Source organism: Acinetobacter sp. NIPH 298, assembly GCF_000369505.1.
GTDB lineage: Bacteria > Pseudomonadota > Gammaproteobacteria > Pseudomonadales > Moraxellaceae > Acinetobacter.
Window position 1 is genome coordinate 2,004,944 of the sequence record NZ_KB850055.1, and the last position, 14,537, is coordinate 2,019,480.

Annotated in this window: 15 protein-coding genes; 4 read left to right on the plus strand and 11 right to left on the minus strand. The window is 39.1% G+C overall.

Features of this window, described 5'->3' with window-relative positions; all coding sequences use genetic code 11:
* Positions 1-105 precede the first annotated feature (105 nt).
* The gene (gene fur, locus F903_RS14220; RefSeq protein WP_004670152.1) at positions 106-543 is read right to left on the minus strand and encodes a ferric iron uptake transcriptional regulator; all 438 of its coding nucleotides are present in this window, start codon (positions 541-543) and stop codon (positions 106-108) included.
* A gap of 111 nt (positions 544-654) precedes the next feature.
* Here fur and F903_RS14225 point away from each other — a divergent pair, with 111 nt between their 5' ends.
* Positions 655-1,053: an outer membrane protein assembly factor BamE gene (locus F903_RS14225; protein WP_004670150.1), complete on the plus strand. Its 399-nt coding sequence runs from the start codon at positions 655-657 to the stop codon at positions 1,051-1,053.
* Positions 1,054-1,115: 62 nt separating this feature from the next.
* On the opposite strand, the gene F903_RS14230 is transcribed toward F903_RS14225, so the two are convergent.
* The 10 genes from F903_RS14230 to F903_RS14275 form a co-directional block, all read right to left on the minus strand.
* Positions 1,116-1,430, minus strand: a complete 315-nt coding sequence (locus F903_RS14230) for an RnfH family protein (protein WP_005198040.1) — start codon at positions 1,428-1,430, stop codon at positions 1,116-1,118.
* Positions 1,430-2,512, minus strand: coding sequence for an SLC5/6 family protein (locus F903_RS14235; protein WP_005198043.1), 1,083 nt, complete (start codon positions 2,510-2,512; stop codon positions 1,430-1,432). Before F903_RS14235 ends, F903_RS14230 begins: the two co-directional genes overlap by 1 nt.
* A 245-nt stretch (positions 2,513-2,757) precedes the next feature.
* Positions 2,758-3,213, minus strand: coding sequence for a bacteriohemerythrin (locus F903_RS14240; protein WP_034595086.1), 456 nt, complete (start codon positions 3,211-3,213; stop codon positions 2,758-2,760).
* Positions 3,214-3,550: 337 nt separating this feature from the next.
* The gene (locus tag F903_RS14245) at positions 3,551-4,399 is read right to left on the minus strand and encodes a class II glutamine amidotransferase (RefSeq protein ID WP_034595177.1); all 849 of its coding nucleotides are present in this window, start codon (positions 4,397-4,399) and stop codon (positions 3,551-3,553) included.
* A gap of 100 nt (positions 4,400-4,499) precedes the next feature.
* Positions 4,500-5,276 carry a GNAT family N-acetyltransferase gene (locus F903_RS14250; protein ID WP_005198046.1) on the minus strand — a complete coding sequence of 259 codons (777 nt, stop codon included), beginning with the start codon at positions 5,274-5,276 and terminating at the stop codon, positions 4,500-4,502.
* 125 nt (positions 5,277-5,401) lie between these two features.
* A complete protein-coding gene (gene argB, locus F903_RS14255) occupies positions 5,402-6,304 on the minus strand; it encodes an acetylglutamate kinase (protein ID WP_005198048.1) in 903 nt (300 codons plus the stop codon).
* Between the two features lie 13 nt (positions 6,305-6,317).
* Positions 6,318-7,739, minus strand: coding sequence for a phosphomannomutase/phosphoglucomutase (locus tag F903_RS14260; protein ID WP_005198050.1), 1,422 nt, complete (start codon positions 7,737-7,739; stop codon positions 6,318-6,320).
* A 190-nt stretch (positions 7,740-7,929) separates the two neighbouring features.
* Positions 7,930-8,382 (minus strand): dUTP diphosphatase, encoded by a 453-nt coding sequence (gene dut, locus F903_RS14265; protein ID WP_004670134.1) that lies wholly within the window; start codon positions 8,380-8,382, stop codon positions 7,930-7,932.
* Between the two features lie 23 nt (positions 8,383-8,405).
* A complete protein-coding gene (locus F903_RS14270) occupies positions 8,406-10,445 on the minus strand; it encodes a UvrD-helicase domain-containing protein (RefSeq protein ID WP_004670132.1) in 2,040 nt (679 codons plus the stop codon).
* A gap of 184 nt (positions 10,446-10,629) precedes the next feature.
* Positions 10,630-11,283, minus strand: a complete 654-nt coding sequence (locus F903_RS14275; protein ID WP_005198053.1) for a YiaD family glycine zipper/OmpA-like lipoprotein — start codon at positions 11,281-11,283, stop codon at positions 10,630-10,632.
* A 390-nt stretch (positions 11,284-11,673) separates the two neighbouring features.
* Here F903_RS14275 and F903_RS14280 point away from each other — a divergent pair, with 390 nt between their 5' ends.
* The 3 genes from F903_RS14280 (at position 11,674) to minC (ending at position 14,495) form a co-directional block, all read left to right on the plus strand.
* Positions 11,674-12,606 (plus strand): acyltransferase, encoded by a 933-nt coding sequence (locus tag F903_RS14280; protein WP_004670128.1) that lies wholly within the window; start codon positions 11,674-11,676, stop codon positions 12,604-12,606.
* 4 nt (positions 12,607-12,610) lie between these two features.
* The gene (locus F903_RS14285) at positions 12,611-13,669 is read left to right on the plus strand and encodes a hypothetical protein (protein WP_005198060.1); all 1,059 of its coding nucleotides are present in this window, start codon (positions 12,611-12,613) and stop codon (positions 13,667-13,669) included.
* A gap of 106 nt (positions 13,670-13,775) precedes the next feature.
* Positions 13,776-14,495 carry a septum site-determining protein MinC gene (minC, locus tag F903_RS14290; RefSeq protein ID WP_005198062.1) on the plus strand — a complete coding sequence of 240 codons (720 nt, stop codon included), beginning with the start codon at positions 13,776-13,778 and terminating at the stop codon, positions 14,493-14,495.
* Positions 14,496-14,537 lie beyond the last annotated feature (42 nt).

Here is a 14,537-nt window from a genome sequence, read left to right on the forward strand (position 1 = left end):
TTTGATAAAGGGAGGTTGGGAGGGATTAAAAAAGGAAGGTTTTTGTAACCTTCCTTTTTTAATTGTTCATTTTTAGTGAACTGATCAGTTTTAACCGAATCAAACTTATTTTTTACGATAAGCCTCTTGGCATTCAGTATCTTTGCAATAACCATAAAGATTCAAAGAGTGTCCAGTTAAGGCAAAACCATGCTTTTCTGCAACTAAATGCTGCTCTCTTTCAATAATATCATTAGTAAATTCAATTACTTTATTACAATTTAAGCAAACCAAATGATCATGATGATCTTCTTGCATGATTTCAAAAACTGAATGATTATTTTCAAAATGATGACGCTGAATGATACCTGCAGCTTCAAATTGTGTTAACACACGGTAAACTGTCGCCAAACCGACATCTTCACCTTGTTCAAGCAAAGTTTTATAAATATCTTCTGCGCTTAAATGATGTTGTTTTGAATTTTCTAATAATTCCAAAATCTTAATACGAGGAAGGGTAACTTTAAGTCCAGCTTTGCGTAAGTCTTGATTGGAAATAGGCATGAAAAAAGGTCTCTCAACAAATCTTAAGTTGGAATAGGAAATAGAGTTTAGATGCAGTATGATCTATCCTCGGATCAAATGCATCATCATTTATCAGGATAGTGTAGCAAAATGCAAAAAATCATGCTGGCGTTATTCGTCACTTCAGTACTAAGCGGTTGTTCTGTCTTTGGTGTTTATAAAGTCGACATTCCACAAGGAACGCCCTTAACCAAGGCACAAGCATCTCAGGTACAAGTCGGCATGAGTTTCCAGCAAGTCCGTTTCTTGCTAGGAAGCCCGACTGTTTCAGATCCACTGAATCCTCAACGTTGGGACTATATCTACAACTATATCCCAGGCACTTATGCAAAAAAAGCAAAAATACCTGCAGCACATGGCCAACATCTAAAAATTTACTTTGATGCAACTGGAAATGTAGAGCGTATCGAAGGTTTAGATACGATTCCAGAATCACAACCGGGCTTACCGGCATCAAAAGAAGCGATTTTGACTGCACCACCACTATAGTCGCTTTACTATAAAATAAAACCCCTCATCGAATTATTCGTGAGGGGTTTTATTTATCAAGCTCATAGTTTGAAACGATTACCTTTGGCGAAACGTCCTACTGGGTTTTTAGCAGCTCGTTTACGCCGAATATCGTTTGGGTTAATCGTCAACGTACGGTAAATTTCAACCCGATCGCCTGCTTGAAGAACGGTATCAGCTTCAATCTTTGTACCAAAGACACCAAGTTGCAAAGGTTCAGGTAAATTGACTTGATCGGCTAAACCACTGTTCTGAATGGCTTGTAATGCCGTCATCCCTTCAACAAATGCAACCGCAATATGAAACTGTTGCTCAGGGCTGCTAAAAGCAACCCAAACCTGCTTGATTTGTTCCATTAAAGGCTCTGTCCGATCACAGCGATGGCAGCAACAACGATTGACAGTGGTAAGACCACACGTACAGCGATACGCCATAAGTTATAAAATAACTCATTGCTAAAGCCCATCGCTTTACGCAAATGACTGATCTTCATAATCCAGCCAGCAAAAACAGCATAGATTAAGCAAATCGCCAAGCCCCATAACATCAGCAGCGTATTAAAGACTTGTTCAACGTGTGGAATAGCCCACACTGCGATCGCAGCAACAATAATCACCCATTGGATGATATGAGCGAGTTGACGTTGTGCTAACTGTTCTCTTGTCAATTGAATCAACAATGCTGCCGTCATGATCGCAGCGAACACCCATGCCAATGCAGGAAGTTGAGCCTGAACAGAGAAAAAACCAAAAGCAATTACAGCAACAAGTTGAGCAAGCCAAATCGGCAATACAGCTGTAGTCGCAGCTGGCTGCTGCTTCACCATTGATAAGCTACTTTGCCAATATAAACCAAGCCCTAAACCACTTGCGACTAATGCAAGCACAGTGGCATTACCCCACTCTTTAAATTCAATACTGGTCCAATGCCATGCAGATAGCTCAGTACCCATAACATTTGCAAGAATAAAAGCTGCAACTACACCCAAGGTTGTCAACGCAAGCAAAAACTGGCGTGGAATAAAGGATAAACCGAGTGCAATAACGGCAAAAATAGCAAAAAGGACTTGATCAGAAAGATCGAATGCAATTTGTGGACTCATCACACTGCTTGCTGTTGTTAAAACACTACCCGCAAAAAACGGGATAAAAACAACGGCTAACCAGCCAACAATACGCCATCTTGGTGACGCATCAGCATCACGTGTGAGTGTGGATAATGCTTGCAATGCTGTTGTCTGTGATCGCTTTGCTAAAGCAATTTCAAGATAAGCAATGGGCAATGCCAATAAAAACATTGTGCCTAACCATAACAACCAGAAATCCAATTGACGATCAATTTGGACGCCAACCGTAGGGGCTAAAGTAGTAATCATGACAAAAGATAAGCAAAACGCCATCACTGGAGCCAACCAGCGTGACAGAGTTGTGTCCTGCATAATGCATTCCTTGAAAAATCTTTGAACTCATTGCACTTTATGGTGCTTACAATGAAATATTCAATCTATTTTGCCTTTCTCAAGCCTGAAAATCAAAATAAAAGATAGAGAAAGAAAAAGGCAAACCACCATCTAGATGATTTGCCGCGCATGAATTATTATTTTACTCATTAGACCCCTTATTTACACTGATACTCACCTTTTTATTTTTCTATGATAAAGGGTCTTTTCTTATTATCTTGTTATTATGAGAAAAAGCGAGAAAACCAGTTTTTCCCTTTTTTCTTTTCATTTTCCTTAATGATACCTATCATATTCTCTTTGACTGCACCCACATAATCAGCATCATCATGACGAATATGATTAATCAGCCATTTAGACAGTGCTTCATGTAACTCTTTATCGATTTCCTGTCCCAATTCAAAACGCTCTCGATAAACTTCTATCTTCTTGATAAATAAGTCATGTACACGCTTATGTGGGACACGATACTTATAGTTCGCTTCTTCTTGTAAGCTTTCTTCGAAGGTGAAATGGGATTGGGTATAATCAATAATATTATCCAATACACCTTTCATTTTTACCCGATCATTGCTGTGTTTTAATTCATCTATTTCATTAATATAATCTAGAATACGACGATGTTGATCATCAATAACCTCAATACCTGTATTATAATCAACAGACCATTTCATCCCCAAAATCCCCCAAGATCAATATTATTTATTGAATAAAAGAATAATATCGATAAAGGAGGGAAATAAAAACAAAGCATTTTTGTCAGATTTTACATATTTTTCAAATAAATAAATTAACCTATTGTTTTATATTTATTTTAAATTTTTCACCCACTAAAACACTCAAGTATTTTTTAACCAGTTAGAAAAATTATCTATCTAATTTTATTGAAATATATAAGATATATACATCTTTAAATTAAGAAAACACCTACATTTGAGCGATGTTACTTCATTTTTATAAATGGATAGATTTGTTTTATAAATCCATTTTTCTCGAGATGGGAATAATACAAAGCGTCTAATATTGATCGGCTTTAGTGACCCGTTTTAGTGATGGATTTTCTGCTTCACGAATAAGTCGTTCAACGCGCGTTAATGCATGTTTAATCGATTTTCCATCTTGGAATAAAATCATTTCACCCGCTTGAAAAGCCGTCCACTCCTCATTATGTGTTAAAGGCTCAGTGGTAATCACAGCGACCCGATCTTCTGCTGTTGTTACCTCACTAAAATCGACTTCTACGTCCAAATCAATTAAATGTGCATGTTGAAATGGATATTCACGCACCAGCCAATGCAGCTTGGTGGTGGCATAGCTAAATAATGCTTGACCATTGGATAAGCAGAAATTAAATGTGCCATGTTCAGCGATTTGAGGGGCGATACGTTCTAATAGAGAAAAAAGCTCTTCAAGACTAGGCTCTGTATAGCCAAACGCTTCAACCATTTGATCTAATAAATAGCAAAACGCATATTCACTATCGGTATTGCCAACAGGTTCAAAGCGCCCATTCAATACAGGATTAAAATCGTGTAAATCACCATTGTGCGCAAATATCCAATGTCGGCCCCACAACTCACGTAAAAATGGATGCGAGTTTTCTAAGGTAATTTTACCTTGCGTGGCTTTTCGAATATGTGCGATGATATTACGTGATTTGATTGGATAGTTACGCACCAAATCCGCAATTGGCGATTCAACAGCGGATTGATTATCCACAAATAAACGGCAGGCTTTGTCTTCAAAAAAAGCAATACCAAAGCCATCGCAATGATCAGACGTCACACCTGCTCGTTGGGAAAAACCACGAAAGGAAAAAGTAATATCTGTCGGTGTTGCGCAGTTCATTCCTAATAGTTGGCACATATCTTTTTTACTTTTTGACATCTTTACCTATTGTGCATGAGCCCTAGATGCCTTGTAAATCTCAATATGTGCACAGAATGAGATTAAATATGACAAAGCCCTAACGTTGCACCATTTTATTCATCACAAATGAGGTTGCAATTTTATTCACTTCTAAGAATACGAAATAGTCTAAGCATTTAAAATCCTCATCATAGAATGCCTGTTTGGATAACTTCGACTGCATTCCTAAATACGTTTGAAATAACTTGGGCATGCGTTCGTCTTGTGGAAAGCTATAGTCAGGACGTTCAGGCTCAAAAGCACGTTTTGAACGAATATCAATGCTCTGATGTGCAGCGAGTTGTTGAATTTGACGGTGTGTGTAATAAGCACGGGCTGAATTATCTTCAAGATGAATACTGACACAGCCCATCAAATACTTAGCACGCATTGACCAGAGTATTTTTGGAGCCAAGTTCAGCCATAACATGGATAAAGCCTTACCTGAACGAAATTGTGGGTGAACACAGGTTCGTCCAATTTCCAATACATTTGGTAAATGAGAAAAATGTGGAACCACATCAAACTCTTGTGCACTATAGCTTTGTCCGATTTCATGTCCTTGGAACAATTTAAGCCGTGTATAAGCAACAATCTCCCCTGTCCATTTCTCACGTAACACCGCATGCTCACAACCAAAATCATAAATATCTTGATCGAGACCATCTTCAAAAGTCATCCCAAATTGATGGCTAAATTGCGTTGCTCTAAAACGATGTACTTGTTGTAATTCTTTTAAATTATCTACCCATTCAAAACGAAACTGGGTTTGCGAAGGTTTTTGACGTAAAGGTAAAGTCAAATTTTGGCGATATTGGTTTAATTTTTCTAGCATAATGAAAGCTCCTTATGACTAGACTTACCTTAAATCGCTTAAATGACATTGCCATGACTAAAACATGAAGAGCTGATGACAAAAAAGAGACCTATATGAGGTCTCTTTCATCTTGGTATGAATATTTAATGCTTCATACGATTAGTAATCAACGTACCAACACCATGATCGGTAAAGATTTCTAATAAGGTTGCATGTGGCACACGACCATCAACAATATGCGCACTCACTACACCACCTTTGACCGCATCAAGCGCACAACCAACTTTAGGAATCATCCCGCCATAAATCACACCCGTCTCAATTAAACGATCAACTTCCTGCGTACTTAAACCTGTCAACAGGTTTTTATTTTCATCGAGTACACCAGTAATATTGGTGAGTAAAATCAGTTTCTCAGCACCCAGTGCTTCTGCCACTTTTCCAGCCACCAAGTCCGCGTTGATATTATAAGTATTACCTTCGTCATCAACACCCAATGGGGCAATCACGGGAATAAAATCACCTTGGGTAAACATCTCAAGCACATCCGTTTTAACGCCTGTGACTTCGCCAACCATGCCCAAATCAATTTGAGAGATTGAACCATCTGCTTCTTGTTTTTCCATCAACAATTTACGCGCACGAAGCAAATTTCCATCTTTACCCGTTAAACCAATGGCACGACCACCATGTTGATTAATCAAGTTCACGATAGATTTATTGACACTACCACCCAAGACCATTTCGACAACTTCCATCGTCGCCTGATCAGTGACACGCATACCATCAATACGATCAGACTCTTGACCTAAACGCTTTAATAATGAATCAACCTGAGGTCCACCACCATGCACCACAATTGGATTTAAACCCACTGTTTTTAATAACACGATGTCACGAGCAAATGAACTTTCCAACTCTGGATCAGTCATCGCATTGCCACCGTATTTCACCACCAAAGTTTTGCCTGCAAAACGTTGGATGTACGGCAAAGCTTCAATCAAAATTTTAGCTTTATCAATGCCGATATGCTCGTGAGGTGGCATGTATCTCTCCTTATTAAGCCTGTGCGAGTTCTTGTGCAATTAGAGGATATTGATCTTGCAACATAGAAACAAATTCTTGGCGAATCTCAATTAATCGATCTGGGTTATCTGCATCAAAACGAACGGTAAAATACTCACCCGTATTGGATGCTCGAATAATGCCAAAACCATCGTCAAAATCAAGTCTTACGCCATCAATTTTACTTAAACGAGCACCTAAACGATGACTTAAAATCTCAATATCATTTAAAACTTGTTTAGGATTCGCCTCGTGGGTACTGATATAGGTATCTTCGGTGCAATATCGTTCAGGATAAATCGCGAATAATTCAGAAAAACTGCCTGCATTGGATTGGGTAAAATACTCCATTACACGCAATGCGGCGTATAAACCATCGTCATAGCCAAAACCACGCCCATCATTAAAGACATAATGACCAGCATATTCCCCGCCAAACACGGCTTCACCTTGCGACTGTGATAAATAAGCACGTAAGAAACTACTGCCTGTCCGGATCATTTTCGCTTGTCCATCGAGTTGCTGCACCGTATCTGCAACCATCCGAGAACACTTCACATCAAATACGATTTCTTTATGTGGATGTTGCAACAAACACATTTGTGCGAACAAAGACAATAAACGATCAGGGCTAATAATATGCGCGTGTTCGTCCAGTAGAACCACCCGATCCCCGTCTCCATCTAAAGCAATGCCTAAATCTGCTTTTTCAGAAATAATTGCGGCTTGTAATTGTCTTAAATGTGCTGCATGCGATGGATCTGGAGCATGATCTGGAAAATCCCCATTTGCCTCACAGCGTAAAGCAATCACCTCGCAGCCTAACTTTTCTAAAACCTGTGTTGCACAACGACCAGCCGAACCATGCAAACCATCTAAAACAACTTTCAAAGGGCGTGATAAGTGAATATCGCTGAGCAATGATTGCTGATACTGCAAACAGTACTGAGGAATAATCTTATGCAAGACATTTTCCAAATCATGTGCTTGATTTAAATCAGACAAAGAGACTTGAGCCAATTGACCGATTTTTTGAATCGCTTCAGGATTCGGTGGTTCACCGCTCAAAATCCACTTAATCCCATTATCCGATTTTGGGTTATGACTTGCAGTGACCATGATGCCATTACCACCATAATCTCTTGCAATGTAATACATCATTGGTGATGAACAACACCCAATGTTGGTGACTTTAAAGCCCTGTTGTTCAAATATTTGCTGAATAATATTGGCATAAGTTGGACTGGTTAAACGCGCATCGTACCCTATTACGATTTGGTTTTGTTCAGCTTTTTTATACTGTAGTACTAAAGCGTAAGCAATTGAACGAATAACATGAGGTGTTAAATTACTTAGCTTTCCCCGGATATCATAAGCACGAAAAATATTCAGAGGAAATGTATGTTTTATATTCACAGTAAGCCCCTATTTTTTATAATCAAAAGACTATTCAAAAAATATTACTATTAAGAAATTAACGCACCCTTGTTGATAAAAATTAAAATAAATCGTCAGCTGCTTTTTAATATATATTTAAGCAACAATCAATACGAAAAATGCAACGTTCCACGCGAGAACATTGCACTCCAAAAGATTAATTGAAACGTTATTGTTGGCCTGTATGCCCAAAACCACCTGCACCACGCTCAGTCGCAACAAATTCATTCACTTGTTCAAATTGTGCTTGTACAACAGGTACGAGCACATATTGTGCTAAACGCTCACCAGGTTCTAAACGGAAGGTGTTTTGTCCACGATTCCAAACAGACACCATCAACTCACCTTGATAGTCTGAATCAATCAAACCAACCAAGTTACCCAACACGATACCGTGCTTATGACCTAGACCAGAACGTGGTAAAATCAAACCCGCAAAATTTGGATCTTCAATGTAAATCGCCAAGCCAGTTTTGACTAAAACCGTTTCACCTGCAGCAATCTCAATCGCTTCATCCAAGCAAGCACGTAAATCTAAACCTGCTGAACCTGTCGTCGCATAAGAAGGCAATGCCCACTCTTGACCTAAACGTGCATCTAATACTTTAACTTGGACTTTCATTTCGACTTCCTACTTACACTTTCTTAACGTTTCAATAAAGCTTTTAAATTTGCGAGATAATGCTGCGCCTGCTCTTTCGGATCAACATTTGGCGCAAGTTTCTTCTTACGACCATGCCATTCCAGCTCATCTTGCGGTAGCTCATCCAAGAAGCGACTTGGTGTCATCTGACGCATTTGCCCACCGTTTTTACGCTGCTCTGCCAGTGTCAACGTTAAACCTTGACGTGCACGGGTAATCCCCACATACATCAAACGGCGTTCCTCTTCGATGGTTTCCGCTGCAATCGAGTTTTTATGTGGCAGTAACTCTTCTTCCAAACCAATCATATAGACATAAGGAAACTCTAGACCTTTGGCTGCATGCAGCGTCAATAGGTTCACCTTGTCAGTGTCTTCTTCCTCTTGTTGCTGTTCGAGCATATCCAATAAGACCAGTTTACGAATTACGCTTTCGATATTTTTCTCATCAACATCGTCGGCACGATTGATCAAGTTTTGGATACTGGTATATAGCGTCTCAATATTGTCTATCTTGGTTTTTTCTTGTGCTGGTGTCGCCGCTTGTTCACGCACATAATCAATATAGCCAGCTTCATTGATCATCTGACGGACTTTAGGTACAGGTTCATCATCATCTAAAAGTTCACGAGTGAATGTAGCAATAAAATCCGCGAACTCATGTAATTGTGTCGTCGCTTTCTTTGGCAACACCATCGACAGACGTTGGTCTGATGATGCTGTTAGCAATGACAGAGTATTTTCTTGTGCAAATAGACCGAGCTTTTCTAAAGTGACCGGACCAATGGCACGTTTTGGGGTATTAATAATTCGTAAGAAAGCACTGTCATCTTCAGGATTGATGATTAAGCGTAAATAGCTCATCACATCTTTAATTTCGGCACGCGCAAAGAATGATTGCCCACCTGATAATTTATAAGGAATCTGTAGTTGACGCAGTTGGGTTTCTAAAACACGCGCTTGGAAATTACCACGATAGAGCACTGCATAATCTTTCCAACTTTTACCATTCATGAGCTTATGTGTGATTAAATCTTTAACCACACGCTCTGCTTCATCATCATCATTCAAACAAGTGATGATACGAATGGTTTCACCATGGCCTTTATCACTCCACAACTTCTTGTCAAAAATGTGCGGATTATTTTCAATCACGGCATTGGCAGCTTTTAAGATACGGCTAGTCGAGCGATAGTTTTGCTCAAGCTTAATCACTTTTAGATTATGAAAATCCTCTTTGAGTAAAGCCATGTTTTCAGGCTTTGCTCCGCGCCATGCATAGATGGATTGGTCATCATCTCCTACCGCAGTGAACTGTCCCATCACCCCGACTAAGAGCTTAACTAAGGTATATTGGGCGGTGTTGGTATCTTGATATTCATCCACCAACAAATAACGGACTCTGTTTTGCCATTTATCACGCACTTCCGCATTTTCCTGAAGTAAACGCGTTGGCATCACAATCAAATCATCAAAATCAACCGCATTATAAGCACGTAAGTTACGTTCATAAAGTTGATAGAGATGCGCAAGCTGAACATCATCGACCGTTTCACAGGTTGAATGTGCATGTTCAGGCAAAACCAGATCGTTTTTCCAATCTGAAATTTTTCGCATTGCTTTCGCAATCAAATCTTTGCTTTCAGCACCTGATAAATTGTCACGCTGCATCAAATCCATCAAAATTCGTTTACAGTCATCTGCATCTAAGATTGAGAAATTGGCTTTCAGCGGCAAGTTTTTTAATTCTAAACGTAATAAATTTAAGCCGAAGGTATGGAAGGTCGAAACAGAAAGCCCTTTTGCCTCTTCACGAGAAAGGAGCTTACTGACACGCTCTTTCATTTCACGTGCTGCTTTATTGGTAAAAGTCATTGCAGTGATGCGATGAGCAGGAATACCACACTGCTGCACCAAAAAAGCAACTTTTCTCGTAATTACTGAAGTTTTACCTGAACCTGCACCTGCAAGCACCAACAAAGGCCCTTGAACATATTTCATGGCTTCAAGTTGCTTGTCATTCAATTGACTGGCAGATGACATCGTTGTAATACCTCTCACGTTTCCGAGCATGATTATAGACATCTCTGTTTTAGAATCCCAATAATAAATCTTGGGATATGTATAAATTATGATGTCTTCTGCAAATAACACGCCACAGCTTGTCGCAAGAAATTTAAGCAATAAAAAAACCACCCGAAGGTGGTTCTTTAAAAATCAGTAAAAATTACTGTTTTGCATAAATGCTGATTTCTACACGACGGTTTTGTTCACGGCCAGCAGCAGTACTGTTGTCTGCGATTGGATTTGATGAACCATAACCTTGTGCATCAATACGACCACCTGAAATACCTTTACCAGCTAAATAGTTTTTAACTGATTGAGCACGTGCTTGAGATAATGGAATATTGATTGAATCATTACCTGTGTTGTCAGTATAACCAGTTACTAAGATCGCACTTTGGTTATCTTCAGCCAATACTTGCGCAACTTTGTTTAAAGTCGTATAGAAGTTTGGCTTGATATTTGATTTATTGGTATCAAAAGTAATGCTACCAGGCATAATCAATTGAACAGAACCATCTGGATTACGGCCAACATCTACACCAGTACCCTGCATTTGTTGACGAAGTTTTTTCTCTTTGTTGTCAAGATATAAACCACCAGCACCACCTAAAACTGCACCAATCGCCGCAGCACGGTTATTTTGCTTACTTGTATTTGCATTACCTTTAGAAACGCCATATCCCGCAGCAGCACCAATCAATGCGCCTAGAGCAGACTTATCATATTCTACGCCGCCAATATTATTACCAGTAGTTTGGCAACCAGAAAGTACCAATCCAGCCCCTACGAGTGTTGAAATCATTAATGCACGCATTGCGTAGCTCCTGTCTATGTATTTTGTTGTCTTGGTGAATAATGGATGAGAAAACGATGCCATACCATTGATATTTTGTTAATAATAAACAGTTTATTTATATTTTTGTAATACTTTGATGCACTTTACTTGAATAAAGCAACACATTTCCTTCATCGTTATACGTTGACTGTTCTTTTCAAAAATAATATCACCATTTTCATTGTTAAGTTTACTACAAATTGGTATTTCACACCTCAGTAGAAGCTTTAATATTTTGTAGAAATGCGCTCTAACCCATCTAAATATATAAAAATTGTCAAGATCCTCAAATATACGGTTGTATTTCAATTTCTGTTGTTTATAGTTGGATCATCTATTTTTTAAACATTTGCACTCAAGGTTTGATTTATGTCTACCTCAAATAAAAAAGCATCTTTATTGCAAAAAATTAGTAAAGGATTGACCGTTGGTTCTGTCATTACAGGAAGCACCTTCTTGCATGGCCCTCCTGTGCTGGCTTTAGGTTTGACAAAATTATTCAAAAAATCTGCGAAAGTCGATGAAACGAATATCCAACTCGCAAATAGCTGGATTGGGATAAATAACCAACTCATTGAGCATGTACTGCCCAACCTACAATGGGATATCAGCATCGATGAAAAACTCGATCTAAGCTTACAAGGTCGATATTTGATGATTTGTAATCATCAAAGCTGGGTCGACACCACGGTTAATCAATATTTTGGTTTAACCCGTATGCCGCTTACCCGCTTTTTTACCAAGTGGGAGCTGATTTTTATTCCTTTTGTTGGCCAAGCCTTTAAGATTTTGGGCTTCCCAATGATGAAACGTCATACGAAAGAGCAGATTGCTAAAAATCCTGAGCTGAAATCACGCGATATGCTCGAAGCACGCAAAGCCTGTGAACAATTGCTGAGTCAACCTTTTACTTTACTCAACTATTTAGAAGGCACACGTTTTACCCCAGAAAAACATGCCAAACAGCAGTCACCATATAAAAACTTGCTTAAGCCTAAAGCAGGTGGTTTAGCATTGGCGTTAAATATTCTGGGTGATAAAGTTGATGCCTTTGTTGATATGACCATTGTTTATCCAGATGGTCCGCCTGAATATAGCGATTTTTGGTTGGGTGATGTTTCCCGCATAGCGGTCGATTTACGTAAAATTGAGATTCCTGATTGGGTGCTTGGGGGCAACTACGAGGATGATCTAGAGTTTCGTGAACGCTTCCAAAAATGGGTCGATCAAATCTGGACTGAAAAAGATCAGCTTATTCAGCAAATGAAAGAAAAATATACAACCACATCGGACATTAAGTAAATTTATGACTCAGCAGAATAAGAAGCCAAAATCTAAATACCACAGTGTCGATCAAAACAGTTGGCCTTTCCGACTGTTTTTGCTCTATGACATCTTTATGGTGTTTATTATTGTATTTAACTTATTCTGCTTAGGTATGAACCTTTTCCTGATGAGTTCTCTTGGGGAATGGTTATTTCAACAGATTCATCTACTCAGCGTTCTTGATTTCTATCGAACCCATCTCAACCCTTGGGTTATCACCACTGAAGCTTGGTTTATTATCTTTTTGATTGCAGAACTGGTTGTACGTTGGATTTTTGCGATCATCAATAAACACCATGCTCGTTGGTGGTGGTTTCCATTTGTGCATTTCTATGAAATTCTAGCCATTATTCCTTATTTGCGTTTTCTACGTTTATTTCGGGCTGGGATTATTGCCTACCGCTTATATGAAATGGGCTATCAGGTGATCCCAGAAAAGATACAGCGCACACTTTTATTTTATTATCGTGTGGTGATGGAAGAGTTATCCGATCGCGTGGTACTGACTGTTCTTGACGGTTTAAAACATGAGTTAAAAACCAATAGTAGTCATCAACAAACCATTCATAATTTGGTTGATCATCACCGCCAATTATTTGTGACGACACTTTCTTCTTTGCTACAAGAATCATTAGCCACCGCTTTACAACAGCAACAACCTGCGATTACCCAAAAAGTAGGTGCGATTGTCAATCAAGCCATCGAAGATACGCCTGAGCTGACTCAGCTATTACGCCTTATTCCGATCGTCGGTGGGCGGATTGAACAACAGATTCAAAGCATTGGACAACGCTTAGGAGAAAATATTAGTGCAGGTTTAATCGAGCCTTTTACAGCAGGCTCGCCTCAGCAGCCCAATGAGAATTTTCAACTGATTGCAGAAAAAGTCAGTGAGCTAAATATTAATAATCAATACTTGGAAGAGCTGGTTAAATCTGTCGTATTTGAAAGCATTGAGGCGATAAGCAAACAAGTTCGAGTCAAGCAATGGCAAGAAATGCTGGATGAAAATGCTCAATTGAACAAAAAAGCAGAATGATTACAAGAAAATTTACTATTCGAGCTAGAGAATTGCTGTAATTTGTTCTAGCATTTGCTTTTATTTATAACACACTAGAGTGCTTAAAAGCCCTGAAGGATACATTATGGCTGATATACGGATTACGGGCAGAATGGTGAATTTTAGTCGATTAACTTTCGACACAAATGACCATAATGCAATCCGACAGCAATTGACGAGCACACTCAATGAAGGTTCTTATTTAGGAACTTTGGTAATTATAGACAGTACCGTTGAACAAGAACTCATCGCCTTAATTCAAGTGTTAATCGATCTAGGCCTACAACCAATGGCAGTGATTGATGGTCTCTTAGGTGATGAAGCACGAGCGATTCAATTCCCTGTTTTACCTGCGGATCAACCCTTACAGCGGATTAAAGCATCGAAAGAACAAGTGGTGGCTCACCCAGCTAAAGAGCAAGCGAATAGTGCTGCAATACAAACACCACAAAAAAACACAGCGCATACGCATATCACCTCTTATCATGATGAGATTTTGCGTACTGGGCAATGTTTGGTACAAGATCAAGGCGATATTATCTTAAATGCAGGTATGAACAGCGGCTCAGAAGTGATTGCATCTGGAAATATTCACATTTATGGTAATGCACGTGGTAGAGTCATTGCAGGTGCAGGTGGACATACTTCAGCGCGCATTTTTTGCAATTCTCTCGAAGCAGAACTGGTCTCTATTGCAGGGACATATTGTGTTGCAGATGATATTCCTAAAGATCTGATCAAGAAACCTGTACATATTTATTTAAACACCAAGCAAGAGCTTGAATTTGAAACTTTGCAGTTTTAATTTATAAACACCAAAAAAGCCCTTTTAGGGGCGTATGACCAT

Bases quoted from the DNA above. Each gene is read 5' to 3' on its own strand.
- fur (WP_004670152.1), bottom strand. From the start codon at position 543: ATGCCTATTTCCAATCAAGACTTACGCAAAGCTGGACTTAAAGTTACC.
- F903_RS14225 (WP_004670150.1), top strand. From the start codon at position 655: ATGCAAAAAATCATGCTGGCGTTATTCGTCACTTCAGTACTAAGCGGT.
- F903_RS14230 (WP_005198040.1), bottom strand. From the start codon at position 1,430: ATGGAACAAATCAAGCAGGTTTGGGTTGCTTTTAGCAGCCCTGAGCAA.
- F903_RS14235 (WP_005198043.1), bottom strand. From the start codon at position 2,512: ATGCAGGACACAACTCTGTCACGCTGGTTGGCTCCAGTGATGGCGTTT.
- F903_RS14245 (WP_034595177.1), bottom strand. From the start codon at position 4,399: ATGTGCCAACTATTAGGAATGAACTGCGCAACACCGACAGATATTACT.
- F903_RS14250 (WP_005198046.1), bottom strand. From the start codon at position 5,276: ATGCTAGAAAAATTAAACCAATATCGCCAAAATTTGACTTTACCTTTA.
- argB (WP_005198048.1), bottom strand. From the start codon at position 6,304: ATGCCACCTCACGAGCATATCGGCATTGATAAAGCTAAAATTTTGATT.
- dut (WP_004670134.1), bottom strand. From the start codon at position 8,382: ATGAAAGTCCAAGTTAAAGTATTAGATGCACGTTTAGGTCAAGAGTGG.
- F903_RS14270 (WP_004670132.1), bottom strand. From the start codon at position 10,445: ATGTCATCTGCCAGTCAATTGAATGACAAGCAACTTGAAGCCATGAAA.
- F903_RS14275 (WP_005198053.1), bottom strand. From the start codon at position 11,283: ATGCGTGCATTAATGATTTCAACACTCGTAGGGGCTGGATTGGTACTT.
- F903_RS14280 (WP_004670128.1), top strand. From the start codon at position 11,674: ATGTCTACCTCAAATAAAAAAGCATCTTTATTGCAAAAAATTAGTAAA.
- F903_RS14285 (WP_005198060.1), top strand. From the start codon at position 12,611: ATGACTCAGCAGAATAAGAAGCCAAAATCTAAATACCACAGTGTCGAT.
- minC (WP_005198062.1), top strand. From the start codon at position 13,776: ATGGCTGATATACGGATTACGGGCAGAATGGTGAATTTTAGTCGATTA.